This window comes from Microcoleus sp. D3_18_C2, assembly GCF_036702395.1.
Lineage (GTDB): Bacteria > Cyanobacteriota > Cyanobacteriia > Cyanobacteriales > Microcoleaceae > Microcoleus.
In genome coordinates this window covers 30715-56662 of the sequence record NZ_JAUBTG010000041.1, presented here as the reverse complement: position 1 = coordinate 56662, position 25948 = coordinate 30715, and the positions used below count along the sequence as shown (strand labels likewise).

General features: G+C 46.4%; 26 protein-coding genes. 13 read left to right on the top strand and 13 right to left on the bottom strand.

Translation table 11 applies throughout. The annotated features are described in order from the left end of the window. Nucleotides 1-221: 221 nt before the first annotated feature. Nucleotides 222-734, bottom strand: coding sequence for a signal peptidase II (gene lspA, locus QUA88_RS21270; protein WP_333052190.1), 513 nt, complete (start codon nt 732-734; stop codon nt 222-224). Nucleotides 735-932: 198 nt separating this feature from the next. Further along, nucleotides 933-1511, bottom strand: coding sequence for a biotin transporter BioY (locus QUA88_RS21265; RefSeq protein ID WP_006635529.1), 579 nt, complete (start codon nt 1509-1511; stop codon nt 933-935). Nucleotides 1512-1987: 476 nt separating this feature from the next. On the opposite strand from QUA88_RS21265, the gene pstS reads away from it, so the two are divergent. The 4 genes from pstS to pstB all read left to right on the top strand — a co-directional run bounded on the left by pstS (nt 1988) and on the right by pstB (nt 6311). Further along, nucleotides 1988-3163 (top strand): phosphate ABC transporter substrate-binding protein PstS, encoded by a 1176-nt coding sequence (pstS, locus tag QUA88_RS21260; RefSeq protein ID WP_333052194.1) that lies wholly within the window; start codon nt 1988-1990, stop codon nt 3161-3163. A 325-nt stretch (nt 3164-3488) separates the two neighbouring features. Beyond that, nucleotides 3489-4445, top strand: a complete 957-nt coding sequence (gene pstC, locus QUA88_RS21255; protein WP_333052197.1) for a phosphate ABC transporter permease subunit PstC — start codon at nt 3489-3491, stop codon at nt 4443-4445. A gap of 34 nt (nt 4446-4479) precedes the next feature. Next, a complete protein-coding gene (pstA, locus tag QUA88_RS21250; protein WP_333052200.1) occupies nt 4480-5373 on the top strand; it encodes a phosphate ABC transporter permease PstA in 894 nt (297 codons plus the stop codon). A gap of 137 nt (nt 5374-5510) precedes the next feature. Beyond that, nucleotides 5511-6311, top strand: a complete 801-nt coding sequence (gene pstB / locus QUA88_RS21245; RefSeq protein ID WP_333052302.1) for a phosphate ABC transporter ATP-binding protein PstB — start codon at nt 5511-5513, stop codon at nt 6309-6311. A 364-nt stretch (nt 6312-6675) separates the two neighbouring features. Here the strand turns inward: pstB and QUA88_RS29555 are convergent, their stop codons facing one another. Continuing rightward, nucleotides 6676-6939 (bottom strand): NblA/ycf18 family protein, encoded by a 264-nt coding sequence (locus tag QUA88_RS29555; protein WP_445242989.1) that lies wholly within the window; start codon nt 6937-6939, stop codon nt 6676-6678. A gap of 135 nt (nt 6940-7074) precedes the next feature. Between QUA88_RS29555 and QUA88_RS21235 the strand changes: the two genes are divergently transcribed. Both QUA88_RS21235 and QUA88_RS21230 read left to right on the top strand, forming a co-directional pair. Beyond that, nucleotides 7075-7671, top strand: coding sequence for a phycobiliprotein lyase (locus tag QUA88_RS21235; protein WP_333231532.1), 597 nt, complete (start codon nt 7075-7077; stop codon nt 7669-7671). 262 nt (nt 7672-7933) lie between these two features. Then, complete coding sequence (locus QUA88_RS21230) at nt 7934-8692, top strand: phycobilisome rod-core linker polypeptide (RefSeq protein ID WP_333052205.1); 759 nt, start codon at nt 7934-7936, stop codon at nt 8690-8692. Between the two features lie 436 nt (nt 8693-9128). On the opposite strand, the gene QUA88_RS21225 is transcribed toward QUA88_RS21230, so the two are convergent. The 3 genes from QUA88_RS21225 to QUA88_RS21215 all read right to left on the bottom strand — a co-directional run bounded on the left by QUA88_RS21225 (nt 9129) and on the right by QUA88_RS21215 (nt 12284). Beyond that, a complete protein-coding gene (locus QUA88_RS21225) occupies nt 9129-9563 on the bottom strand; it encodes a hypothetical protein (protein ID WP_333052208.1) in 435 nt (144 codons plus the stop codon). Nucleotides 9564-9593: 30 nt separating this feature from the next. After that, on the bottom strand, nt 9594-10559 hold the full coding sequence (locus QUA88_RS21220; RefSeq protein ID WP_333052211.1) for an RluA family pseudouridine synthase: 966 nt from the start codon (nt 10557-10559) through the stop codon (nt 9594-9596). A 276-nt stretch (nt 10560-10835) separates the two neighbouring features. After that, complete coding sequence (locus QUA88_RS21215; protein WP_333052214.1) at nt 10836-12284, bottom strand: RecQ family ATP-dependent DNA helicase; 1449 nt, start codon at nt 12282-12284, stop codon at nt 10836-10838. A gap of 169 nt (nt 12285-12453) precedes the next feature. Here QUA88_RS21215 and QUA88_RS21210 point away from each other — a divergent pair, with 169 nt between their 5' ends. Beyond that, on the top strand, nt 12454-13284 hold the full coding sequence (locus tag QUA88_RS21210) for a phytanoyl-CoA dioxygenase family protein (RefSeq protein WP_333052216.1): 831 nt from the start codon (nt 12454-12456) through the stop codon (nt 13282-13284). Between the two features lie 286 nt (nt 13285-13570). Here the strand turns inward: QUA88_RS21210 and QUA88_RS21205 are convergent, their stop codons facing one another. Continuing rightward, on the bottom strand, nt 13571-13954 hold the full coding sequence (locus QUA88_RS21205) for a hypothetical protein (protein WP_333052219.1): 384 nt from the start codon (nt 13952-13954) through the stop codon (nt 13571-13573). A 31-nt stretch (nt 13955-13985) separates the two neighbouring features. Here QUA88_RS21205 and QUA88_RS21200 point away from each other — a divergent pair, with 31 nt between their 5' ends. Further along, nucleotides 13986-14156: a hypothetical protein gene (locus QUA88_RS21200; RefSeq protein ID WP_333273692.1), complete on the top strand. Its 171-nt coding sequence runs from the start codon at nt 13986-13988 to the stop codon at nt 14154-14156. A gap of 285 nt (nt 14157-14441) precedes the next feature. Then, complete coding sequence (locus tag QUA88_RS21195) at nt 14442-14996, top strand: M23 family metallopeptidase (protein ID WP_333207798.1); 555 nt, start codon at nt 14442-14444, stop codon at nt 14994-14996. A gap of 154 nt (nt 14997-15150) precedes the next feature. Here QUA88_RS21195 and ftsH read toward each other — a convergent pair whose 3' ends face one another. Next, nucleotides 15151-17085 (bottom strand): ATP-dependent zinc metalloprotease FtsH, encoded by a 1935-nt coding sequence (gene ftsH / locus QUA88_RS21190; protein WP_333052227.1) that lies wholly within the window; start codon nt 17083-17085, stop codon nt 15151-15153. A gap of 796 nt (nt 17086-17881) precedes the next feature. On the opposite strand from ftsH, the gene QUA88_RS21185 reads away from it, so the two are divergent. Next, complete coding sequence (locus QUA88_RS21185) at nt 17882-18427, top strand: NADPH-dependent FMN reductase (protein WP_333052309.1); 546 nt, start codon at nt 17882-17884, stop codon at nt 18425-18427. 157 nt (nt 18428-18584) lie between these two features. On the opposite strand, the gene QUA88_RS21180 is transcribed toward QUA88_RS21185, so the two are convergent. Beyond that, the gene (locus QUA88_RS21180) at nt 18585-18815 is read right to left on the bottom strand and encodes a hypothetical protein (RefSeq protein ID WP_006635545.1); all 231 of its coding nucleotides are present in this window, start codon (nt 18813-18815) and stop codon (nt 18585-18587) included. 132 nt (nt 18816-18947) lie between these two features. Between QUA88_RS21180 and psb32 the strand changes: the two genes are divergently transcribed. Continuing rightward, on the top strand, nt 18948-19670 hold the full coding sequence (gene psb32 / locus QUA88_RS21175) for a photosystem II repair protein Psb32 (protein ID WP_333052230.1): 723 nt from the start codon (nt 18948-18950) through the stop codon (nt 19668-19670). A 60-nt stretch (nt 19671-19730) separates the two neighbouring features. On the opposite strand, the gene QUA88_RS21170 is transcribed toward psb32, so the two are convergent. After that, nucleotides 19731-20114 carry a DUF4346 domain-containing protein gene (locus QUA88_RS21170; RefSeq protein WP_333052232.1) on the bottom strand — a complete coding sequence of 128 codons (384 nt, stop codon included), beginning with the start codon at nt 20112-20114 and terminating at the stop codon, nt 19731-19733. Between the two features lie 332 nt (nt 20115-20446). On the opposite strand from QUA88_RS21170, the gene dcm reads away from it, so the two are divergent. Then, on the top strand, nt 20447-21484 hold the full coding sequence (gene dcm / locus QUA88_RS21165; RefSeq protein ID WP_333052235.1) for a DNA (cytosine-5-)-methyltransferase: 1038 nt from the start codon (nt 20447-20449) through the stop codon (nt 21482-21484). A gap of 391 nt (nt 21485-21875) precedes the next feature. Here the strand turns inward: dcm and QUA88_RS21160 are convergent, their stop codons facing one another. The 3 genes from QUA88_RS21160 to QUA88_RS21150 form a co-directional block, all read right to left on the bottom strand. Then, nucleotides 21876-22286 carry a hypothetical protein gene (locus tag QUA88_RS21160; protein ID WP_333052239.1) on the bottom strand — a complete coding sequence of 137 codons (411 nt, stop codon included), beginning with the start codon at nt 22284-22286 and terminating at the stop codon, nt 21876-21878. 258 nt (nt 22287-22544) lie between these two features. Continuing rightward, the gene (locus QUA88_RS21155) at nt 22545-24353 is read right to left on the bottom strand and encodes an aspartate kinase (protein ID WP_333273687.1); all 1809 of its coding nucleotides are present in this window, start codon (nt 24351-24353) and stop codon (nt 22545-22547) included. Between the two features lie 263 nt (nt 24354-24616). Further along, the gene (locus tag QUA88_RS21150; protein ID WP_333052244.1) at nt 24617-25024 is read right to left on the bottom strand and encodes a hypothetical protein; all 408 of its coding nucleotides are present in this window, start codon (nt 25022-25024) and stop codon (nt 24617-24619) included. A 111-nt stretch (nt 25025-25135) separates the two neighbouring features. Here QUA88_RS21150 and QUA88_RS21145 point away from each other — a divergent pair, with 111 nt between their 5' ends. Continuing rightward, nucleotides 25136-25795 (top strand): HAD family hydrolase, encoded by a 660-nt coding sequence (locus QUA88_RS21145; protein WP_333052247.1) that lies wholly within the window; start codon nt 25136-25138, stop codon nt 25793-25795. Nucleotides 25796-25948: the final 153 nt, after the last annotated feature.

Sequence of the window (25948 nt, the reverse complement as noted above, 5' to 3'; positions counted from 1 at the left end):
TAAATAACTTCCACTCTTGAAAGTGGGATGGGCGTCCCGCCCGTCCACTCATGACGGGCGGGACGCCCATCCCACAAGAACAATTAAAATTGTAAGTTATTTAATTCGCGAGCCTAAGCAAAAAAAGCTCGGCATCCCATAAACCTGAGAACGGTACAGCCCGTGGGTGGTTAATCGAAAATCGAAAATCGAAAATCGAAAATCGATTGACTTGTTGAAAGTTAGTCTGAAATAGAATCGCGATCGTCCTGACTTTTCGGAGTCGGCGGTGCACTGTGAAAAGTTGCAATCAGCAAACAGATAATCCCAGCATTAATAAACACATCGGCTAGATTAAATACGGGGAACCGAATGATCCGAAAATCGATAAAATCTACAACATGGCCCGAAACAAATCGATCGATCCCATTCCCTAGTGCTCCCCCCAAAATCAAACCGTAGCCAGCTTGTTCCCAGCGGTTAATTCGCGGCCCGAACCAAGCCAGCACCATCAATCCCACACTAACGGCCAAAGACAGCCACCGCAACCAAATCGCCCCGCCATTGCTGAACAGACTAAAAGCCGCACCGGTATTAACAACATAAGTGAAGTGAAACACTCCGGGTAACAGCGGCTGCGTCTGCGGAGGAACCGTCAATTCAAAATTTTGCACCACCCAAAACTTAGCCAGGTGGTCTAAAACTAAACTGATAACAGCAGCAACCCAGAACAAGGGATTTCTTTTAAAACGCATGAATTAAGCAATAGAAAATGGGGCATCGGGCATGAGAGAATTTACTCCAATCTCACGTGTCATTATGAGCAGAATGCAGTGCAGGAAAGCAATCCCAGCCGCAGCGCGATGACTCTCTCGTTGGGCAATGTATAGTATAACCTTATTTGACACAACAACCAATCCCCGATTACCAATTCCCAATTCCCAATTACCCAATCAATAAAACATCAAGCGGCGCAAAGTAAATGACAACACTGCGATCGCACAAACTACCGCCAATTGTCCCGGCAGAGGATAAACCGAATATTTAAGAATCTCATCGAATAAAGGTGTTTTTTTTGCTGGAGGCAGCCAGTAAGTAAAAATTAGATAAATTAAGCCGATCGCGTGAACTGTGAACAAACCGCACAAACAGCTAAAAGCCATAGATTCCAGCCGCGAAGCCACCTTAAAAGCCACCCAGCCGCACACCCAAGCACCAGGCACAAAACCCAGCAAATACCCAAAACTCGCTTCTTTGAGATAGCCGATGCCGCCGCCTTGAGAAAAAACTGGCCACAAAGTTAATCCTAATGCCAAATAGGCAATTTGCGAGAGAGCCGCAGCATTTTTTCCCCCCATGCAGCCTACTAGCAAAACGGCTCCAATTTGATAGGTAACACCTAAAGAGTACGCCTGAAGTCCTCGATCGTCCCACAACCCAATCGGGATTGTGACAGATGCAGGCAAAAAAGTGCCTCCTATCGTCAGGAGCAAACCAATAACAGCCCAGATTAATTCAATAGGAGCAGGCATTATAGCAGAAGAAAGAAGGAAGACCGAAGTTGCAATCGACCGTTTATGTTTGTGCAATTAAGAACGTCCTCACCGTCAGGGCGGTTGCTATATCATCAAACAGCATTCCTCAGAATGTATTTGTCAGATGCAAGCTTCAATGCCCGCAGCTTTTAAATTCTTAATCCTAGCACTACTATCAAAATAACCACCATTGTATGGTTTTCTGGTTCTCAAGCTTCGATCTTGTGATAATTTAATGGAGAATTTTTCGCGATCCTCTTCGAGGGCTTCGCTAACGGGCGATCGACTGGTTTCCGTACAAATCTATCTTGCCTATATCTCATGAAATCACAATTGTCAAGATCATCTCTTAATTAATAATATTAATTAATATTAAATTGCCATTAAATGTAAAGATTCTTAACCTAACCTTTACTTTTGCGCGCTATGCTGATGCGGGACACCCATATAACGATCGCAGCTTTTGTATACCTATGCTTTTTCGTCTTAACTTGATTAATTCAAACCGTCTGACTACTGCAATTTCCGCTATGGCGATCGCCCTCAGTGTAGCAGCTTGCAGCAGCCCCAGCACAAACACAAGCACCAGCCCCAGCCCCGGCGACACCGCAGCTAGCCCCGTTGCAGCCACAGGCACAGCAGCAAACACCAAACTCGCCCTAGCCTCAGACGTAGCCCTGACGGGTGCCGGCGCGTCATTCCCAGCACCCCTGTACCAGCGCTGGTTTCAAGATTTCAACACAGCCAATCCCAAATTACAGATCAATTATCAGTCAGTGGGCAGCGGTGCCGGAGTCGAACAGTTTACCAAAGGTACGGTAGACTTTGGAGCCAGCGACACCGCCATGAGTGACGAGGAAATTGGGAAGGTGCCAGCGGACAAAGGCGTGCTCTTGCTGCCGATGTCGGCTGGCAGCATCGTGATCGCCTACAACCTGCCAGACGTACCCGAACTGAAGTTGCCAAGAGCCGTTTACACAGATATCTTCTTGGGGAACATCACCAAGTGGAACGACCCCAAAATTGCAGCAGCTAACCCAGGCGCTAAACTGCCAGACCAAAATATCACAGTTGTACACCGTTCTGACGGCAGTGGTACGACAGACGTATTCACAAAACACCTCAGCGCCATCAGTCCAGAATGGAAAGAAAAAGTAGGGGAAGGCAAGACAGTAGAGTGGCCTTCTGCCGGTAAGATTGGTGGCAAGGGGAATGAAGGTGTGACAGCTTCTATTCAACAAACCGTTGGCGCTATAGGCTACATTGAGTACGGCTACGCCAAGAACAACAATATCAAGTTTGCTGCCCTGGAGAATAAAGCCGGCAATTTTGTAGTCTACAACGACGCAGCGGGGGCCAAAACCCTTGAAGCAGTGGTACTACCGGAGAATCTGCGGGCGTTCATTCCCGATCCGGAAGGGGCAGAGTCCTATCCTATTGTTAGCTACACTTGGATGCTCATCCCCAAAACAGTTGCTGACCCCAACAAAGCCAAAGCAATCGAGGCCATGATTGAATACGGCTTGAATGAAGGTCAAAAGGTCAGCCCTGAATTGGGCTACGTTCCTCTGCCCCAAAACGTTAAAGAAAAAGTAGCAGCGGCCGCCGACGGCATCAGCCCCGACTACAAAATTGAGGTGGCCAAATAGTAATTGTTGACTGTTGACTGTTGACTGTTGACTGTTGGAAAAAAGGGGAAAGAAAAAAGCAAGAGAGATATTTGTGTAGGGGCGGGTTCACCGACAATAATTGCCTAAAATCAATAATCCGATCGACCCGCCCCACCCAACGGTAAATCGCCATTTACCTCTTTGAAAATACAATGGTCAGGTTTTACCCGAAATAATTGTTGAAATGTCAGGGGATTAATAAACCCGCCCCTCTTTGATTTTATTTATGGTCTTTCTTTCTGCTTCTTTCTAGCTTTTTCCGAAACAGACTATTTTCCGCTACTATATATTTGGTTTTTTTTCTATGATTTCAGACAATCACAGCGCTCAATCACAGAGCAGATCGCGCTCTGGGGCAGAAAAATCCTTAGACCAAGGCTTTATCTGGCTGACTCGGATTTTGGGAATAGGAGTTGGTGTAATTTTGCTGCTAATCGCCCTCACCGTTGGTTACAGGGCTTTACCGGCGATTCAAGAGTACGGTTTGGGATTTCTATTTGGCAGTAGCTGGAATCCGGTTAAAGAAGAGTACGGTGCGCTGCCAATGATTTACGGGACGATCGTCAGTTCGGCGATCGCGCTCCTAATTGCTGTACCATTAGGAGTAGGGACTGCCATCTTCTTGAGTGAAGATTTTTTGCCGCTGCCAGTGCGTACAGCTTTAGTTTTTTTAGTAGAACTTTTAGCCGCCATTCCCAGCGTAGTCTACGGTTTGTGGGGAATTGCTGTATTGATTCCCATGATTACCACTCTCGGCAAGTTTCTCAACGGTAACTTCGGATGGCTGCCGATTTTTAGCACCTCGCCAGTTGGGCCGGGAATGTTACCAGCAGGAGTAATATTGGGAATCATGACTTTGCCCATTATTACTGCTATCTCCCGCGACTCTTTGGCAAGTCTCCCGCCCGAATTGCGGCAAGCATCTCTAGGTTTAGGAGCTACTCGCTGGACAACAATTTTTAGAGTGCTCGTACCGGCGGCTTTTTCCGGCATTGTCGGCGGAATTATGCTTGGGCTCGGTCGCGCTATGGGAGAAACAATGGCTGCAACTCTGTTAATTGGCAATTCCAATCAGTTAAGTCTTTCTGTGCTAGCTCCAGCAAATACTATTGCTTCTCTGATGGCAAATCAGTTTGCGGAAGCTTCGGGATTGCAAGTAGCAGCTCTGATGTACACTGGGCTAATTCTGTTTATTCTGACGCTGATTGTTAATATTTTGGCAGAGTGGATTGTTTCTCAAGTAAGAGCGAAGTACAACTAGAATTTTGCCCCAATTTCCTACATAGTTTTAGTTTATGTCAAATAGCGTCTCCGATGAGAATCCTTTAGTATCGAAAGCAGGCAGTTTGAAGAAGGTTAAAAACAGCCCGCAAGCGCTGTTTAATCTGGGTATGACTGTACTGGCTGGAGCTGGTCTGGCAATCACTCTGCTGCCTTTGTTTGCAGTGCTTTCCTACGTCACCGTACAAGGTTTCAATCGCCTGAATTTAGACTTGTTTACCAAGCTGCCACCGCCGCCGGGACTATCGGGAGGCGGTATTGCTAATGCAATTGTCGGTACGTTAATGACCGTAGGAATTGCTTCTTTAATTGCTGTTCCTTTTGGTGTATTAGCAGCAGTTTATTTGTCGGAGTTCAGCAGCGGCCAAGTAGCTCGCTGGGTACGCTTTGCTACCAACGTCCTCAGCGGCGTTCCTTCGATTATTGCAGGGGTGTTTGCCTACGGTTTGTTCGTGGTAAATATGGGAGGTTTTTCGGCAATTGCAGGGGGTGCGGCGCTAGCTGTGCTGATGTTGCCGACGATTGTGCGGACTACTGACGAAGCTCTACAAATCGTCCCGCAAGATATTAGATGGGCGTCGGTTGGTGTGGGTGCTTCTAATTATCAGACGGTATTGCAGGTGGTTTTGCCTGCGGCAATTCCGGCTATTTTAACGGGCGTGACGCTGGCAATTGCTCGCGCTGCTGGAGAAACTGCTCCTTTGATTTTTACGGCGCTGAATTCGCCTTTTTGGCCGGCTGGATTTGATAAGCCAACTCCGAGTCTTTCGGTTTTGGTGTACAACTTTGCAACGGTTCCTTTTAAGGCACAGAAAGAATTGGCCTGGGCGGCATCTTTGATTTTGGTGATTATGGTTTTGCTGACGAGTATTCTTTCTCGCTGGGCTACTCGCCAAAAAGTTTATTGAAGGAAGAAGGGCACGACACGGATTTGGACACCGATACACGGATGAATTTAACTGTTTTTCCTTTCGTCTCCTACTTTCTGTGTCTCCCAGTCTCGCCTTCTTGTTATTTTGTAAAATTCGATTGGATAATTAGCTGTATGATGATGGATTTAGACCAGCAAACGGAAACAATTTTACGGACAGAAAATATCAATATTTTTTACGGCGCTTTTCACGCGGTTAAAAATGTTTGTATGGAGATTCCTAAAAATCGCATTACTGCTTTGATTGGGCCGTCTGGCTGCGGTAAAAGTACAATTCTGCGATGTTTTAACCGCCTCAACGATTTAGTTAACGGTTTTCGTTTAGAGGGTAGAATTGATTACTACGATCAAAATCTTTACGCTCCTGATATTGATGCTGTAGAGGTGCGCCGCAAGATTGGGATGGTATTCCAAAAGCCGAATCCTTTCCCGAAGTCGATTTATGACAATATTGCTTACGGTGCGAGGGTAAACAATTATAAGGGGGATATGGATGAGCTGGTGGAAAAATCGCTCCGCCAAGCTTATTTGTGGGATGAGGTGAAGGATAAGTTGAAGCAAAGTGGTTTTTCTCTTTCGGGTGGCCAGCAGCAGCGTTTGTGTATTGCTAGGGCGATCGCGATTAATCCTGATGTAGTGTTAATGGATGAACCTTGCGCTTCTCTTGACCCGATTTCTACGATTAAGATTGAGGAGTTGATGCGGGAACTCAAGGAGAAGTATACGATTGTGATCGTTACTCACAATATGCAGCAGGCTTCTAGGGTTTCTGACCTGACTGCTTTTTTCAATGCTAAACTTTCTGACGATGGGAAGCGGTTTGGCTATCTTGTGGAGTGTGACAAGACTGAGGTAATTTTCCAAAGTCCGAAGGAAGAGTCTACTTTAGATTATGTCAGCGGCCGTTTTGGTTGAGTCCCCGACAGGTTGAAACAATCGGGCTACACAAACTCTCGTCTCTCTCACTTGAGACTAAAAAGATTTAATTTGCTGAGTATGGTAGCGACAAAAAAAACTGCATAAAACTTTTGTCAATTTAGAATCCCGCTTTCTTGGAGGAAGCGGGATTCTGGATTTTATGATTAAAAGCTCGATCTGAGATGTTGCACCATTCTCAATAAGCTTTTTAGGAACAGGCTTTCCGGCCTGTTCCACAAGAAAATTCACTCTTTGTGGAACAGGCCGGAAAGCCTGTTCTTGACAATGGTGCAAGATGTGAGTCGATCGTACTTTTTGCAGATACAAGCCACTGATTGTTGTGAAGAAATGCTCGAAGAGTTCACATATTCTTCATCCAATGCTTGAACAGGTTTTCTTTGACCATACTTTGCCGCATAACTTCGAGCAAGTATTCCTGAGCTTGGTCTTGGCTTAACCTTTTGACTTCTTCGCGCAGCACTTGAAGTTTGAACTGCTGTTCCATGCTGAGGTTGGTTGTAGGCATATCCATAAATCGCTCCTCCAGTTTGCTGAGATTAATGCGAAATTGATCGGAATGACCTTTCGCAGGATTTGTTGTGTCTCCTACATTGTAAACTATCATAACATTCCCTTGACAATATGTCCAAAGTAGACATTTTGAAACTAATTTGTGTCGCAAAAGTACATCAAAGTGAGGGGAGCCTTATCATAAAAAGGCGTAAAGACAGGGAAGCCTAAGCCAAAGGAGCTAGTTCGTATGGATGCCATGGAGTTTTTTCAAAGCAGTGCTGGGGAGTGGCGTTCTCAGCGCAGCACTCACCACCTCGCTTTCCGCCAAGCGGAGATTGGGGATTCAAATATTCAGGTAACGGCGCTGGGTGCGGATGACGCGCGAGTCGCCGATATTTGCAAGATGCACGAAGTCGATCCGAGCCGGGCTGCTGGGGGGGCTTTTGTGACTTGGCACGGCTCGATGGCGTGGGATAAGGATGATGAGAATCATAAAGGGTCTACGGTGTTCGCGATCGTCCCCGATCCTGAAAATCCCCGACAGGGCTTGATGTTGCGCGAACGGGGCTATGCGGAAATTGTGCCGGTGGCTGGCCGTTTTGAGATGGATGATGAGGATGGGCTGCTGCTGATTACCGAATACGAGACGATGAGTTCGATCGAGCGTTTCTGGTTTGCTAATCCGAACGTGCGGATGCGGACAAGTACCGTAAAGCGCTTTGGCGGTTTCAGCACATCGACTTTTTGTACCGAAATTCGGGTGCAACCAGACTCGGATGCAACATCAGAAGCAGCAGCAGATCAAGTGGCCGGCAGCGAGTTTTATTCGGCTCTGGGTTGGTAATTTATTTGACTGTGAACGGTTGACTGTTTATGGTTGACTGTTTACGGTTGACTAAAATCTGCCAACTGCCAACTGCCAACTGCCCACTGCCAACTGCCCACTGACAACAGTCAACAAATGTTACAGATTGTTGCAAAAATTCAGGAAAATCAGATTTAGATTGCGGGAATCCCCTAATCTGTATGTTGGTTAGTTGTATCCGTTTTGCTGGCAGCTCACGGTGTCAACTATTTCTGAAATTTGAGATAACGGAGATTTTAACGTGGCGCTTCCTTTATTAAGCTACGCCCCCAAGAGCCAAAACCAGCGCGTTGCTGGTTATGAAGTGGGGAGCGACGAGCAGCCGAGAATTTTCACAACTGAAAATGTGCTCTCGTCTGGAGACATGGAAAATTTGATTTGGGCTGGATATCGCCAGATTTACAGCGAACACCAAATCCTCAAGAGCAACCGCCAAACGTCTTTGGAGTCGCAACTCAAGTTCGGCCAAATTACTGTGCGGGACTTTATTCGCGGTTTGGCGACTTCTTCTCCTTTCTTGGAGCGGAATTATCAAACTAACAGCAATTACCGATTTGTAGAAATGTGCGTGCAGCGCATTTTGGGTCGGGATGTGTACAGCGAGCGCGAAAAGATTGCTTGGTCGATCGTCGTAGCCAATAAGGGGCCTCAAGGCTTTATTGACGAGTTGGTCAATAGCGAAGAGTACCTGGATAAGTTCGGTTATGACACAATACCTTACCAGCAGCGCCGAATTTTGCCTCAGCGAGTTGGAGGGGAAACTCCTTTCAACTTGAAGACGCCCCGCTACAGCGAATACCACCGTTCGCAGCTTGGCTTCCCGCAAATCATCTGGCAAACAAGTGTCCGCCGTTTTGTTCCTCAAGAACAGCAGCCGAAAGCTGGCGATCCGTCGAACTATTTGGGTATGGCGCGCAATATGCCCATGCCTGCTACTCCGCCCCAGCGCGTGCCTCTGGCTAATATCAATATCGACACGATGGTTCCCCGTCGCCGGTAATTGATGCTGCCCTGATGCGATTATTTGTGTCGGGCGATCGACTGAATCGATCGGCTTTTAGGCTGAGAGAGTTTTGAGTCTTGAGTTTTGAGGTTTGAGTTTTTTGATAAACTTGGAATCCAAAACTCAGGGCTCATAATTTTTGGGGAAAAAAGGAAGTTCGGCAACGAGCAATCTACAGGATTTAACCGATAAATATTAGACTTGAATTGAAGCTATTCTTTGCTCTCCTATCTTGAAATGTATCTGCGTTCCTCTGCGTGCATCTGCCTTCATCGGATCGCGAATTAAATAACTTACAATTTTAATTGTTATTGTGGAAGTTATTTAATTCTCATTCCATCTGCGGTTTGCCTATTACATCAAAAATTTAGGCAAGAAGTTTAATCAAGAAAAAAGGCAGGGGGAAAAATGTTTATAGTAAGGCCTTTAGTCATTAAAAAGGTAAAGGATCAGGTTCTGACGGTAACAGACTTACGCCAGTATAAGCAGATTGGAGTCTATCAAAAATGTATTCAAAAGCTTCTTCAAAGTGTCTGGGTTCATCAATGAGAATCTTGAATTCGTGACCCCAAGGATAAACGGTGACAATGAAATTGTCAATAACTTTGTTAACACTCAAAGATATTTCGACTGTTTCGCGATCGCCATTTTCGGGAGTTTCGGGATTTTCACAAACATCGATCGCACCATCAAAATACAGAATGCCATTGTCATCAAACTTCTGATTTTGCTTTTGAATCGGGCATTCCAAATAATCGCTCATTTGCGTGATAAAAATGTCACTAAAATCCTGACAAGCTTCGCAGGATTCGCGGTATGCTTGCCGGGATGCGGCGTAAGCTTTGCAAAGTTTCTCAAATTTAGACATAGAAATTACCAGTGTTAACTGCCTAACATATCAAGTGTGAGAGCGCAACCGCAATATTTTCAACAAAGTGTTGAATTGATCGGGTAAAGGCGCGATCGCCTCTATTAATTCTCCGGTTACGGGATGCTGCAATGTCAGCCGCCATGCGTGGAGGGCTTGTCCGGTTAAATTGACGCCGATAGAACGGTTGGAACTGTACATCGGGTCGCCGACAATGGGATGTTTGATCTCCGCTGTATGCACGCGAATTTGATGGGTGCGGCCGGTTTCTAATTGATAGTGCATTAAGCAATAGTTGCCGATTCTTTCTTTGATTTTCCAGTGAGTAACTGCGGGGCGACCGCCTTTTTCTACTGGTACTACCGCCATTTTTTTGCGATCTGTGGGATGCCGCCCGATGGGTAGGTCTATTGTACCTGTTTCGGTGTTGGGAGCCCCGTAAACTATGCCTAAATATTCGCGGCGGGCGGTTTTGGTTTTGAGTTGGGCTTGCAGGTGTTGGTGGGCGATGTCGGTTTTGGCGATCGCGATCGCACCTGTTGTATCTTTGTCTAATCTGTGTACGATTCCCGGCCGCTGAACTCCGCCTATTTCTGCTAGGGGACAGTGCGCTAACAGGGCGTTGACTAATGTACCGTCTGCGTGTCCGGCGGCTGGGTGGACGACTAATCCGGCTGGTTTGTTGATGATAATTAGGCTGTCATCTTCGTAGAGGATGTCCAGGGGAATTGCTTCGGCCTGCAACTTTGTGGGTTCGGTTTCGGGTAAAGTGAGGTGGATGCGATCGCCCGTTTTTACTGATATTTTTTTCGAGGTGCAGGTTTCGTCGTTGACTTTGACGTTACCTTGTGATATGAGGCTTTGGATTCGCGATCGGGATAAGTCCGGTATCTGGTTTGACAGCCAAATATCTAATCGCTGATTGACATTACTGCGATCGAATTCTTCTGTATTTTCTACTGTGTAAATCTGTGCCGCAGTGTCTATTTCTATCATTATACTTTCTTTGGTAATCGGTAATCATATCATGTCCGAGCGATTAACCATACTATCCCGGTCGGGGCGGGTTTTTGGGATGGTCAATTATTGGCAGGTATTGTTGGTGAACCCGCCCCTACAAAAATCCCGGCCCCTCAACCGGACATGATATCACTAATTTAAAATCGATCGATTTGTATGCAGTACATATCCTGTAGGGGCGGGTTTCACCAACAATACGCGCCTGTAACTAATAATCTCGTAAACCCGCCCCCACCCAGGGTAAATTTCCAATCACCGGCAATTATCGCAGTGCCCGCACCGCATAAATTTAGCCTCATTTGCAAACCCAAAAGCTTGCAGCAAAAATTGCCACCTGCACTCGCGATGTTTGAGATATTTTGCCATTTCTTCCGCTGCAGTAAAAGTTGATTTTTCTGCTTTTTGCTGGGGAGATTTATTGATCGCATAATTAAAAGGATCTTGCCATGTTAATTGTCCGCTACTGTGCAAGATAGAAAGGGCGATCGCACTTTCGGGAAATTCGCGGGAAACTGCTTCTATATCGCCTTTAACAGGCAGTTTTTTAGCTAATTGCTGAGCTTCTCGGTATTGCGATCGCAATTTATCTTGAAAAAATTCCTTTCTTTGTTTATCTTCAGGATAAAGCAAACCCGTAGGTTCGCTAATCAATGTCAGGGCGATCGCTGATTTGCCGTCGCGTCCGCCTCTACCAATTTCCTGAATGTATTCCGATAATAGCAAAGGTGCTTGATAATGAACAACCCACCGGACATCGGGCTTGTTAATTCCCATCCCGAATGCTGAGGTACAAGTCACGAATTTAAGCTCGTTTTTCAGCCAAGCGTTTTCGATTTTTCGCCGTGATTCTGGACTCAAACCTGCATGATATGCTGCTGTTTCATAACCTGCTGCTTCCAACAAATCCGCCAAGCTTTCGCTATCTTTTCTAGTGCGGACATAGACTAAACCTGCTTGTTTGGGTCGGGATTTAATAAAATTTAATAACTGCTGTTTGCGTCCTCTCGGCGTCCAGACTGTTTGCACTTGCAGGTGCAGATTAGAACGGTAGGGACTTAGCAAAAATGCTTCGGGTTTTTGCAGTTGCAAGACATTTTTGATTGTCTGCTGTGCTTCCGGGTTGGCGGTAGCGGTAAAAGCTGCGATCGCAATTTTACTGTTTGCTGGTTTAGCTTTCAACAAAGCCGATCGCACTGTTCCCAAACGGCGGTAAGCTGGTCGAAAAGTATCGCCCCACTGCACTAAACAGTGAGCTTCATCTAATATTAAACCGTTGATTTGGATGTGTGGCTGACTGATAATTTCCCAAACAGGTTTGCTGAGTAATGTTTCGGGAGACAGGTACAGCAATCTTAATTTGTTTTGTTGCAGCGATTGCATAGTTTGTCGGCGCTGCGCTGTTGGCAATTGACTGTGGAGGAGGGAAGCGGGTAAATTGCGATCGCGCAATTCTTGTACTTGGTTTTCCATCAGTGCGACTAACGGCGAAACTACCAAAGTTAAACCTGTTTGTAACAAAGCTGGCAGTTGAAAGCAGATGGATTTGCCGCCACCTGTCGGCATAATTATAAGTGTATCTTTTCCGGCTAATAAACTACCGACGATTTCTCCTTGGGGTGGTCGAAAGTCGTCGTATCCCCAGATTTTTTGGAAGGCAGCGCGGGCTTGATTTAATGATGTTGGTTCTTGTTGGTCTTTCATTTAATTTATCCCCAAATCAGACGTAATGTGAGCAGTGCCTGCCCTAAATAATTAAATTTTGTGTAAGTCCTGATGTACCAAGAAACCGGGTGGCTGGTTTCATAATATGCAAGTATCGAGCAGAATAAGTGTTAATTTAATAACAGTTAATAATTTTACTTTTTTAAGTATGAACGCAAGCACGTTAAGCGAAGTTTTCAGCTATCGGCAAAAGACTTGTGATCTTTTCGACACAGCAGGGGCGGTAGAAGCGGTGCGCGAAGATGGTTTTGCGCTGATGCCTGGTGTACTCAGTCCGTCGGAAGTGGCGCAAACAAAGGAAGCACTCGATCGCCTGCAACCCTTCGGACTCGATGGTAGCAGTTGGAGTGAATTGAACCAGCATTTTAAGTGCGTTTTTAATCGCGATCGCCTGTGGCTTTCCTATGCCGATCGACCGGGTATAATTGAATTAGCCGAAGCATTAATGGGCAGCGATTGCCATATTATCGGCATGACTGCGTGGAAAAGCGGGCCCGGTTATGATGGTTGGCGCGTCCACGTCGATCAGGTGTTTGTACCCCTGCCCGAAAGCGTGTTTGCCGTTAGCGGAGCCCTCGAAGAGGAACGCACTTTTCAACTACCAGTATGGATTTGTACAGCCCATTTCTATCTCAGCGACATCGCAGAAGACCTCTGTCCTACCTACATTATTCCTGGTAGTCACAAATCTGGTCGAAAACCAGAACGCGGGGAAGAAACTTGGAACGGACACTCCCCAGAACCAGTTTTGTGCAAAGCAGGAGATGTGCTGTTTTTCCGCAGTGAAATTTGGCACTCCGGCGGCAGAAATACGACAACAGATGGAACTCGCTACTTACTGCAAGTGCATTATTCCCACCGCAACATCGCGCAGAAATTTTCGCCTTGGCCGTGGCAGTTTAACCCCGAAATAATCGCTACCGCTACTGAACGCCAACTGCGGCTGTTAGGCAAACATCCTGAGTCAAATTACGGTTAAAATACATGGCTAATTCTGTTTGATTACCTGTATAGCAAGCCTTAGAAGAAATATGAACACCATCTATTCTCTTCTATTCCTTTCTCTTTTCTGCTCTTTCTCTGTGTCCTCTGCGCCCTCTGCGGTTCATCAAAAAAAATATCTGTCACAAATCCATTAACATTATAATGTCAAAGTTATTTGAGACTTGGAGTTTTGGATTTGGGATTACGATCAATTCTAGAGAATGGTAAATCTCCAAATATCTTGAGCAATCCAAAATCCAAAATCCAAAATCCAAAATCCCCTAAGACTCCTCGCCGTCTCGGCGGCCGAGCTCGTACACGCCGCCACCAATACAGGCGATCGTACCCATAGATACCGCCCAACCAGTACCCAGAGAAAATTCTACGCCCCAATTGCACAATCCGCCCACAATCAAAAAGGGCACAATGCTCAACAGCGAAGCGTAAAACGCATTTTGGGCTTCTCTGGCTTGGCGGGTTCTTTCAAACTCGGCTTCCGAGGTGTAGAGGGATCTCTCAGCAAAATTCATCCAGCGGTTGAGTTGCAGGATTACCCATTCTGTGAGGGGCGACAGGCCCCAGTACAGGGCCAAAGACCACAAGGACGCACCGGCGATCGCAGTTGCGTCTATGGCAAAACTAAAGGGAAAAATTTCAGTAAGCATTGCTTGATGTGTTATGAATTTGAGATTTTGGATGACATCCAAAATCCCGGAACTAACTAACTATAGTGTCAAGCAAAAGCTCGATCGGATTCAACCGCAGCACGAATTAGTCTGCCAACTTTTTTTATCTCCCCTGGGCATTTACCCGGAAGCCTTGACACGGGTTTTGGATGGAGTAAGATACACGTTGTTGATAAACTGATTCGCGATCGCGGGTAGAGCTCAAAGCCAATCTTGCAGCGAATTGGCATAACTTACATTTTGCACCCTTCTCACAAACGGGCTTTCCGGCCCGTTCCACAAAGGATGATTTTTTTGTGGGCTCGGCCGGAAAGCCCGCCCCTGAAAGCTTTATTGACAAGGGTGCAAGATGTGAGGCTAACAGACAACGCAAACTCCCACACACATTTAACTTTGAGCCGTGAAAAAAATCCTGCAAGACTCTAGAGGCCCGCTGACGGCAAAACGCTTTTTTCGTCTCAGACAGATGCTGCTGCTGGCACTTTCGATCGGCATTGTGTTGATTAGCCCTTATTTGCAGCAGCAGGTGGTCAAAGCTCAGTCAGGCTTACCAACCAGAGTAGCGACGGGTAATTTGTGGCAAGAAGCTTCTTTTCCAGTCGAAAACTTTGAAACCTACACTTCCCCCTTCGGCCCCCGTGGCGGGGATTTTCATTACGGTTTGGACTTGGCCGCCCCGGAAGGCAGCTATATCCGCAATTGGTGGGGCGGGCAAATTGTGGAAGTTTGGGAAGATGGCCGATGCGGCACTGGTATGATCGTGCGATCGGGAAATTGGGAACACATCTACTGTCACCTCAGAGGCCGAGTGCTAACGGCTAACGGCGGGCGTTATTATACCGATCGCGAAGGTACTTTGCAAATTTGGCAAGGTCAAACAGTGCCTGCGGGTGCGAGAATTGCCAGAGTTGGGATGACCGGCCGCACGAGTGGGCCTCACTTGCACTGGGGATTGAAGTACGGCGGCCGCTGGGTTGACCCGGCTTTGGTTCTCCGGGAAATGTACGCGCAACAATCTTAATTAGTCATTAGTTAGTAGTCATTAGTCATTAGTCATTAGTGATTAGTTAGTAGTCATTTTTGGGGTTTGTAGTAATGAGTAAAGTCCTGATTTTTTCGAGAATGAGGAATAAAGTCATCACTACAAACTTGAATAACTAATGACTAATGACTCTTTATGTTGGTGCCAACTCTTTTTTGTTTACCTCGGTGTAGCGAGCGACAATTTGCCGGAATTCGTCGCCGTCGATCGTTTCTTCATCCAACAGCGCTTCGACAAGTTTGTCTACCAAATCCCGATTTTCGCGGATAATTCGGCGAGCTTCTTCGTAGCACTCAAAGGCAATTTCCCGGACTTGGCGATCGATCTTGATTGCCATTTCTTCGGAATACTCCGATCGCGAATTCCAGCTTTGACCCAAAAACACCTCATTGTTCGGACTTTCCAAAGCCACAGGCCCCAAATCCGACATTCCGTAAAGCGTTACCATCTCCCTGGCGAGACTGCTAACTTTTCTGAGATCGCTACCGGCACCGGTGTCGATTTCAGCATCGCCATAAATTTCGGCCTCCGCCGCCCGTCCCCCCAAAGCTACTTTAATTCGGTTTAACAGCAAAGCCCGACTCCTCAAACCTTCGCTGTCGAGCATTTCGTCGTCGAGCACAAAGCTAGTAAAGCCTTCGATGCCACCGGAACGGGGAATAATCGTTACTTTTTCCACGGGGTCGGCATTTTTGAGCATGGTCGCGACTAGGGCGTGTCCGACTTCGTGGTATGCTGTCATCCACTTTTTCTTGCTGTCGAGCAGCGGGTTGAGCGTCAGCCCGATCGTGATCCGGTCGATCGCGTCGTGAACTTCTAAGTTAGTAATCGTGTCTTTGCGACGCCTCGCAGTGAGAATTGCTGCTTCGTTGAGCAAGTTTGCCAAGTCAGCGCCGGAAAAGCCGGGAGTGCGGCGGGCGATCGTGTCTAGGGCAACTTCTGGGTCGAGTTTTTTGTTGCGCGCGTGAACTTGCAAAATCCCCAAACGCCCTTTGTAACTGGGTAAATCTACCGTTACTTGTCGATCGAACCTGCCGGGTCGCAGCAGGGCGGTATCGAGCACGTCGGGGCGGTTAGTAGCTGCAATCACAATCACACCGCTGTTACCCTCAAAGCCGTCCATTTCTGTCAGCAACTGATTGAGAGTTTGTTCGCGTTCGTCGTTGCCGCCGCCGATACCAGCGCCCCGCTGCCTTCCTACGGCGTCTATTTCGTCGATGAAGACGATGCAGGGCGAATTTTCTTTAGCTTTGCGGAACAAGTCGCGGACGCGGGAGGCGCCAACTCCGACAAACATTTCGACAAATTCGGAACCGGAGATGCTGAAGAAGGGGACGGCTGCTTCGCCTGCGATGGCTTTGGCCAGCATTGTTTTGCCGGTTCCGGGAGGCCCGATTAACAGAACTCCTCTGGGAATTTTGGCGCCGATGGCGTTGAAGCGTTCGGGTTTTTTGAGGAAGGTTACGACTTCTTGCAGTTCTTCTTTAGCTTCTTCGATGCCTGCTACGTCGTCGAACATCACGCCGGTTTTGGCTTCCATTTGGAAACGGGCTCTGGATTTGCCGAAGTTCATGGCATTTCCTTGAGATTGGGTCGATCGGCGCAGGATTGCCATCAGCACTGCCAACACTGCAAAAATCACTAGCAAGTTTATTACTAAACTGACTGCCGCTGCGTTATCTGCTGTTTGTTTGACTTCAAAGTCAATCTTTTTGGCGCGGATTTGCGAGTACAGTTCTCGGTTGTTGTAGTCGAACAGACTAACTGATTGGGTTTGATCGCTTTTTTGATTTTTTAGCCTAACCTTGGCAGTTCTTTGAGTTTCGTCTACTTCGATTTTACTGACTTGCCCTTTTTCTATGTTGTCGATGAGTTGGCTGTAACTCATGGTGTTTGGCGCACTCTCGGCAAACACCGGGGTCGAGAGCAATATTCCTTGAGAAATCACCAAACTGCCCAGGATGCGCCAAAGATTCCGTCCTGGAATTGATTTTTTAGGATTCTGGCTCGACTTGTCTTTGTTTACAGCTAGATGCCCCAGCCATGCGTGTTTCCAAGAATTTTTCATATTGCTTTGCCCAAGGTTGAAGACTGCCAAGATTGACCGCTTGTGGTTTGCTACGTTCATTTATTTTAACAAGAGGGCGGGTGTTGGATGGGTTTATCTCTCGCGGGCATCTTAAGAAACCCCTCAAGAGGGGGGCGGTTTCATTCTCGGTAGGGGCAATCCCCCGTGGTTGCCCCCATGTCCCAAACGCCTGTGCAATGGTCTGTGGGTGGGGGCGGGCACGGGGACTAGGGGTCGCACCGCCCCTACAAAAGCCTGATTTTCGTGAGAATGAAACCGCCCTGCTCTTGAGGGGGGTTTTGAATCCACGGCTGCTCGAGAAACCGGGTTTTTTACCTAATCTGCGGGCTATAACCCAGGATTTTGCTCAAAAAACCCGGTTTCTCGGCTCCCTCCACTGAACTTACCCACGGCTGCTCAAGAAACCGGGTTTTTTACCTAATTTGCGGGCTATAACCCAGGATTTTGCTCAAAAAACCCGGTTTCTCGGCTCCCTCCGTAAATCTCAAATCTCAAATCTCAAATCTCAAATCGATGGATTTTGCTCAAAAAACCCGGTTTCTGGGCCTCTCTACTGAACTTACCCACGGCTGCTCAAGAAACCGGGTTTTTTACCTAATCTGCGGGCTATAACCCAGGATTTTGCTCAAAAAACCCGGTTTCTGGGTTCCGTCGGTAAATCTAAAATCTCAAATCGAAAATCTCAAATCGATTGACAGTTGCCGATCGAACTTGCTATGTTAATCATACTCGTAATGAGTACGTTTTACTCAAGCAGTTATTGTTTTTAAGCTTTATGGTAAAAATTGTCGGCATTGGTGGAAGTTTGCGGGCTGGCTCCTACAGCCAGTTAGCGTTGAAGGTGGCAGCAGAACGGGCGCAGGCTTTGGGCGCGGAAGTTGAAATATGGGATTTGCGATCGCTCAATCTGCCATTCTGCAAGGGTGAGAATGATTATCTCGATTACCCGGATGTGGAAAAGCTGCAGAATGCAGTTAAGCAAGCCGACGGCTTGATTTTGGCAACGCCGGAGTATCACGGTAGCGTCAGCGGTGCTCTCAAGAATGCCCTGGATTTGATGAGTTTTGAGCATTTGGACGGGAAAGTTGCGGGTGGGATTAGCGTTTTGGGAGGGCAAGTTAACAGCAACGCACTCAACGATTTGCGCGTGATTTTGAGATGGGTGCACGCTTGGGTAATTCCCGAACAAATTGCGATCGGACAAGCTTGGAAAGCTTTTAGTCCTGATGGTAAATTGTTGGATGAAAAACTGTCTGAAAGGTTCGACGAATTTGCTCGGAGTTTAGTAGAAAATACGCGGAAATTGCGAGGAATTTCATAATTGTATCTCATGACAAATGCAGTCCTGGACGCAACTGGCATAGTCTTTGGGTGCGTCAGTTCCAATAATTTCTCGATTAGAAGAGGTTTTCTCTATCTGACGCACCCTACAAGCTGTAATGTAACAGTTAACAGTTAACAGTCAACAGTCAACTGAGTCAAAATGGCATATCGATCATGTCTCCGAAAGGATGGGGTACGTCGATCGGCATTCTTCCGGGTTTTGACTCATATTTGTCTATCCACTTTTTGGCCAATTCCAAAGCTTCCTCCTCTGTCTTGGCATTTTGGACGGCGACGTGGCGGTTGCCGCGGCTATCCCAAACCTCGACGTAGAAGACTTTCTGGGATTGAATAATCCAACCTTTATAAGTGTCTGCTGGTTCCATAGTTAGAATCCTAAAATAATCGGGCGGGGAGTTCCACTGGCTAGCTAATTGTAAATATTGCCCTGCATAAAATGAATTTTACGGGGGTTTCTATAGTATTTTTGGAAAAAAGTCAGTTTTACGGTTAACCTCATGACTAGACTCCTGAAGCAATTATTTAACTGGAGAAAATATCTCCAACCTTTGGCGGCGACGATCGCGATCGCCCTAATCGCATCCCAGATGGCGGTATTGCCGGCATTGGCGACTGGCGTTTACGAAATACCGGTGTTGTCGGCGGGCGATCGAACTTGGGTGTTCGACAAAGGCGACGTGCTCAGCCGCAGTAGCGAAAGCAATATCAGCAGCGTGCTCGACAACCTGGAAAACAAAACAGGGAAACAAGTCCGATTTGTCACCATCCACCGCTTAGACTACGGTGAAACGGCTGCCACTTTCACCGACCAACTGTTTGAACAGTGGTTTCCCGCAAAAGAAGACCAGACTAATCAAATTTTACTCGTTCTGGACACTGTTACCAACAGCGCGGCAATTCGGACGGGGGAAGGGGTGAAATCCCTGCTAACCGATGAAATTGCCCAGAGTGTGGCCGGGGAAACTGTGCAAGTGCCACTGCGGGAAGCGAATAAATACAACGAGGCATTTGCGGCTGCAAGTACGCGCATTGCAACTGTTTTGTCGGGCGAACCCGATCCGGGCCCTCCTGAAGTTGTTGACAACATTCAAGTTGAAGGCACGTTTAAAAAAGCTGAAGAAACAGATCAAGGCAATGCCACAGTTGTTGTGGTTGTGCTGTTGGTGTTGGCGACAGTGATTCCGATGGTGACTTATTTCTGGTATCAAGGTTTTTCGTGATCGGGTGCTGCTTGCATCCGATCGGTTGCCATTTTGTCAAGAAAATATGGCAGGGCTGCACTAATCTTGAACGTATTCTCGATCGCTCAACAATGCAATTTCTGCCCGTACAAATTCCCGTCCCAGATAAGCCGCGTGATCTAACATTGTCACCGGGTTGGGGCGGGTTTCTTCTAGAATTTTGACACAAAGTTCTTTGGCGGTTCTGCCGGTAAAAAGTGTGGACTGAGTGCGTTCTACTTTGCCGCGGGCGGGGATGGGTTTGCCGGTTTCGGGATCGACGGCGAGGCCTCGATCGTCGATGATGTTGGTGAAATGTTTGGCACAAATTAAGCTGGTTTCGCGATCGAGATAGATGATGAAGTAGCCGCCTGGATCGAGGTCGATGTGGCGTTTGGATAGCTTGTCATCGATTGCGGTGAGGTTTTCCAATGTTTGACTCATGGTTGGTGAAAGGAAGTAAAGAATAGCTATATTTTTTTTGCTATTTCTAGTTTAGTCGGCTGTGGGACAAGTTTGGGACATTGGTTGGTTGAATGCGGGGGAAATTTTCGGGCGATCGACATTCTATCCGATATCTGTGGGGACAGGGCATTGCCGTGTCCGGCGGTGGCTGCTGCGACTTTTAATGAGTGGTATAAGATTGAGGACTGTCACAAGACTTGTGGAACTTGATAGAATGAACCGCAGAGAACGCAGAGAACGCAGAGTGAAAGAAGAGAGAGAAACAAAATATGTTAGGATTGGCTTTAGTAAGATTTAGTATTGAATTATAAATGAAATTTATAGATTTATTTTCAGGAATTGGAGGTTTCAGACAAGGTTTTGAAAAAATGGGCTTTGAATGCGTTTTTTCCTGCGAAATTAACAGCAAATGCCGACAAGTTTACACGGAGAACTTCGGTGAGGTTCCTTTTGGAGATATCAGTAAAATTAATCCCGTTGAGTTAGAAGACTTTGATGTTTTAGTCGCCGGGTTTCCGTGCCAACCTTTTAGTATCTGTGGCAAAAAGCTAGGTTTTGAAGATACTAGAGGCACGCTATTTTTTGAGATTTGTAAAATTATCAAAATTAAGCAACCTCAAGTAGTTGTTCTCGAAAATGTCAAGCACTTAATCCATCATGACAAGGGAAATACCTTAAAAGTAATTATTGCCAGTCTTGAAGATTTGGGATACAGCGTGAATTACAAAATGCTGAATGCTAAAGACTTTGGAATTGCTCAACATCGTGAAAGAATATTTATTATTGCAACTCAAGGTAAACCATTCAATTTTTCTCGGCTTAAAATCCAGTTGACTCCAAAAATCAGGGAATTTCTAGACGAGACAGGAGATTTTGAAATATTGGATAAATCCGAGTATACTCTAATTGAGTCTCCGAGAAAGCAAGATTCGGGACTTTTATTTGTAGGTTACAGAAATAAAGGTACTTGGAAAACTGGCGTGAGGCCGAATACAGAACATTTATCGAGAGTTCACAGACAGCCTAATCGCATTTATTCGGTAGATGGAGTGCATCCGACAATTCCTTCGCAAGAAACATCGGGCAGGTTTTTTATCTACATTCCTGAGCAAGATATGGTGAGAAAGTTGACGCTGAAGGAATGTTACCGTCTTATGGGTTTTCCTGAAGATTTTAAAACTTATCCGAGTGCGGGGGAAAGTTACAAGCAAATTGGGAATTCGGTTTGTGTGCCGGTTGTGGAGGCGATAGCGCAAGAAATATTAAGTCAAAATTTATTGTCAAATGAGCCAAATGAACCACAAAGAAAAACTGAAGAATATATACAGCTTGTCCTTTTAAATTGCTGATATTAACTTGAGGAAGATTCCCATACAATTCGAGACCGTCTTGCTAACAAAAGTGCAAGCTCATCAGCCCTTGGACGGTTATCTTCACGATAGGGCAAGCCTATAATACTCCCATGAGATGAAGAGTCACGTACTACATTTAGACCTAGTTCTCGAATTTTCCCTAAATCCAGGCTAGCAACTCCTTCACAATTTCTCAATGCACTCAAAGATTGCTCTAGGGAAAAATTGACAGAAATACCCTGTTCGTTTATACGTTGGCGCAAATAGTAGGCGTCCGATTTGACGATCGATCTATCCCGATCTATCCATCCTTTTCGGAGAGCTCGGTAAACAAGTGTACGATCCGGTAATGTTTCAAACTCTGACGCACTCCCTGAAGATGGTTCTATCATATTTTGTTAAACCACTGCAACCAGTAAACTAATGTTGATGATGAAGCTATATTTTCGACCGCATTTTCATTGTTTGCATGGTGATAAATGTCAACTGGTTGCTCCGCACTGCATGGACAAAATAGGCGAACTGTACGCTCTGGTTCTAAGCTTGTCCAATCTAGTGTAATACTGCCTCTGTCATCTGTACCTGTTGAGGCTTTTGGAAAATTATCACCCAAAATATCATAGGTTTCTACAATCAATTTCATCGCTGTTCTGAAAGCATACTCAGTTGGTCTCAAAATCCCGTACTCATCCTCTTGTTCTAAATCTAAAAGTTCGATCAGACGTTCAACAGTGATTCGGAAATTCAATAAACCGCTATTGCTACTGCTCTCAGTAATCTGTTCTTTCGCTACAGTCATAAAATTCAATCCCTTTTAGGCGATCGCCAATTTAATCCTAACACAGCCTCATGCTGTGAAATTTGTACTCAAAACTGCGATCGTTGACTCTCGATCAATATTTGCAAGGACACAGCAGTGCCGTGTCCAAATCCGAATATATTTGTAGGGATACAGCACTGCTGTGTCCGCGATATTTGCAAGGACACGGCAGTGCCGTTTCCCTACCGAAAACCGCGATATTTGTAAGGACACGGCAGTGCCCTTTCCCTACTTGTCTTAAGCTGGAACTTGGATTCTTTCGGTGCCGGCAAGTTCAAAGGCTGCGTGAATTGCCTTCAAAGCAGTTACGCCTTGTCCTTCATCCACAACGCAGCTAATTTTAATCTCCGAAGTTGCAATCATTTGAATGTTGATTTGCTGGCGGGAAAGCGCTTCAAACATTTTTGCCGCTACTCCCGGATGCGCTACCATCCCGGAACCGACAACGCTAACTTTGGCAATTTGTGTATCGACTGCTACTTCGCCCCATCCGAATTCTGGGGCGGCTTTTTCGAGGACTATTTTAGCAGCTTCGGCGTCGATTTGTGCTACGGTAAATGCAATGTCGCGAGTTAATATGCCGTCGATATTGTGACAGCGCTGCGACTGAATGATTGTGTCTACGCTGATATTTTCCTCGGCTAAAAGTCCGAACAGTTTTGCTGCTACTCCGGGTCGATCGGGCAATTGGCGAATTGCTAGACGCGCTTGATTGAGATCCAACGCAACGGCGCGGACTGCGGGCGGTTTGTGGGATGATGAACGCAGCCCAACAGGGGAGTTGGCGACATCAAATGTTTTGCAGAGTTCGGCAACGGCCCGATCGCAATCTTCAGCATCGATCGCACAACTAACTTTAACCTCGGATGTAGAAATCATTTGAATGTTAATTCCCGCATCCGCTAAAGTCTTAAACATCTGCGCCGCTACCCTCGGACGACCGATCATTCCCGCACCCGCAATGCTAACTTTAGCTATTGGCCGCTCTTCTGCTTTCACTTCCGGTTCTCCCAATTCTGGGCGAGAATTCTTGCCGAGGGTGGGAATAATTGCATCTGCAACGGCGGTGGCTTGTTGCAGAGATTTTCGCGTCACTGTGAAGGCAATATCGTTAGTATTTCCTTCATGAATTGACTGGATAATTAAGTCTACATCGAGGTTTTGTTGGGCGATCGCACCAAACAACCGCGCTGCTACGCCGGGGCGATCGGGCAAACGCAGCAGCGACACCCCTGCCTGATCTAAGTCAAATTCCACCGCATCGACGGCTTTTGCGAGCTCCAAGCCCTCCAAAGGCCGGGGTTGCGGGGGTGGGGACACTACACGGGTACCGGGGGCGTCACTCCAGCTAGAAAGCACTACCAGCGGCACGCCGTAATTCTTCGCAATTTCTACCGCGCGCGGGTGGAGGACTTTTGCACCCAAACTCGCCAATTCCAGCATTTCGTCGCAAGTGATTTCGTCCATCAATTGCGCGTCGGCAACCAAGCGCGGATCTGTAGTCAGAATTCCGGGCACGTCGGTATAAATTTCGCACCTGTCGGCCCGCAGCGCAGCAGCCAAGGCTACTGCTGTTGTGTCGGAACCGCCACGGCCCAAGGTGGTAATTTCCAATTCTCCGGCATCGGCGATGCCTTGGAAACCGGCAACCACAACGACTTTACCGCTTTTTAACTGGCTTTCAAGCCGATTCGGATCGATTCGCAAAATTCGGGCGCGGGTGTGGGCGGCTTCGGTGACAATGCCGACTTGGGCGCCGGTGAGGGAAATGGCGGGCTGTCCCATTTCCTGCAATGCCATGCTTAAAAGTGCGATCGAGACTTGTTCCCCAGTGGAAAGCAACATATCCATTTCCCGCTTGTTGGGATTTGGGGAAATTTCCTTGGCGAGTTTAACTAAACCGTCGGTGGTTTTGCCCATCGCTGAAAGTACGACAACCAGAGAGTTGCCGAGCTGTGCTGTTTTTACTACTCGTCTGGCTACTTCCAAAATGCGATCGACTGTACCAACCGAGGTTCCGCCATATTTCTGAACAATTAGTGCCATAGATTCTACACAAAGCTACAAAATACTTATCAAATAATACAAGCAGCTTCTGGATTAGAACCGATGTCGATCTTGTTTTTGAGGCTGGTAGGTGCCAATCAAGAAACCGGGTTTTTGGCTAGATTGAAGGTTTGAATCGAATACTTTGGCGAAAAAACCCGGTTTCTCGTCACCGCTGCGTAAGTTCAAAGAAACCGGGTTTTTGGGAGATTGATGATTTTTTGCGAATATTTTGGCGGAAAAACCCGGTTTCTGGCTACCTATTAACCTCCTTCTAACTCTCGCAAACGCGCTTCTAAGGCTTGAATTCGCTGCTCGGCTTCTATTCGCTTTTGCCGCTCTTGTTCTGCTTCTGACTGCGCTTGTTCGACTGCCAATTCCGCTTGTTCAACCCGTTCATCAGCAGCCAGCAGCAAATTCCCCTCAGCATCCCACCAGCGCATCCAAGGCCGTTCTACGCCCTGATAAATACCGGAATATTGACCGATGCAGTATTGTCCGTCGGGATGAAGTTGGTCTAAAATGGGGCGAACAGATGTTGTTAACAGGATGCTTTGAGGGAGTTCTTGAAAGTTTTTCACAAAAGCACCGTCGGAGTCGGGTAATTGAGTGTGATCTGGAAAATCGGTAAAATCTGTTACTAGAAGTTCGGGTTTTTCGGTGACACTCATGTTGACCTCTTGAATGTTGAAAAATTATACTTATAATTGGTGAATGAGAGATTAATTATGCTATTATATCGTGGCAAACCTCCGATTGCTAGATAGAATATTTTAAATAATATGAGTCAGTACAACTTAATTATTTTCGACTTCGACGGCACTTTGGCAATTACCCACAAAGCTATTGTATTTTGCTTTACCAAAACTTTTGAGACTTACAATATTACCCCGCCTGCTGCTGATACTATTATAGGTACGATCGGCATCAATTTACCAAATAGTTTTAAAATCCTCCATCCGGCGATCGAGGAAAGCGCAATTCCTGAATGGGTTGAAACTTACCGCTCTTATTATCGGACGGAAGGTGAAAAGCAGGTAGAGTTATTTACCGGGACAAAGCAAGTGTTGCAGTTGGCGCGTCAGTCGGGATTGAGCCTGGGAGTTTTCAGCAACAAACAGGTTACTTTTGTTAATTTATTACTAAAAAATTTGAGCATTCACAGTTTTTTTGATTTGATATTAGGTGATAACGGACAAATAATTCCGAAACCCAATCCGACTGTTTTTCACTCGATTATTAAACCGCTGTTCCCGGAGTTGGATAACAGTCAAATTTTAATGGTTGGCGATACAGCGATTGATTTGCTGTTTGCTAAAAATGCTGGGATAGATGTTTGTTGGGCGGCTTACGGATATGGCGATCGCGCTCAGTGTCTCGCCCTAGAACCGACTTTCGCGATCGACGATATTTCAGAACTTGCTGTGTTCGTTCAAAATTAATTTTTCCTCTGTTTGTTTGAGAGAATAGTTTGAATCATTTAACTATAAAGTATTTAATTATTTTTTTTACGATAGCCGGACGATGTATTTTTATTTAAGCTAAAAAATAAATGACCGAACTTGTAAGCCGCCCAAACTCTGCCAAGTAAACTA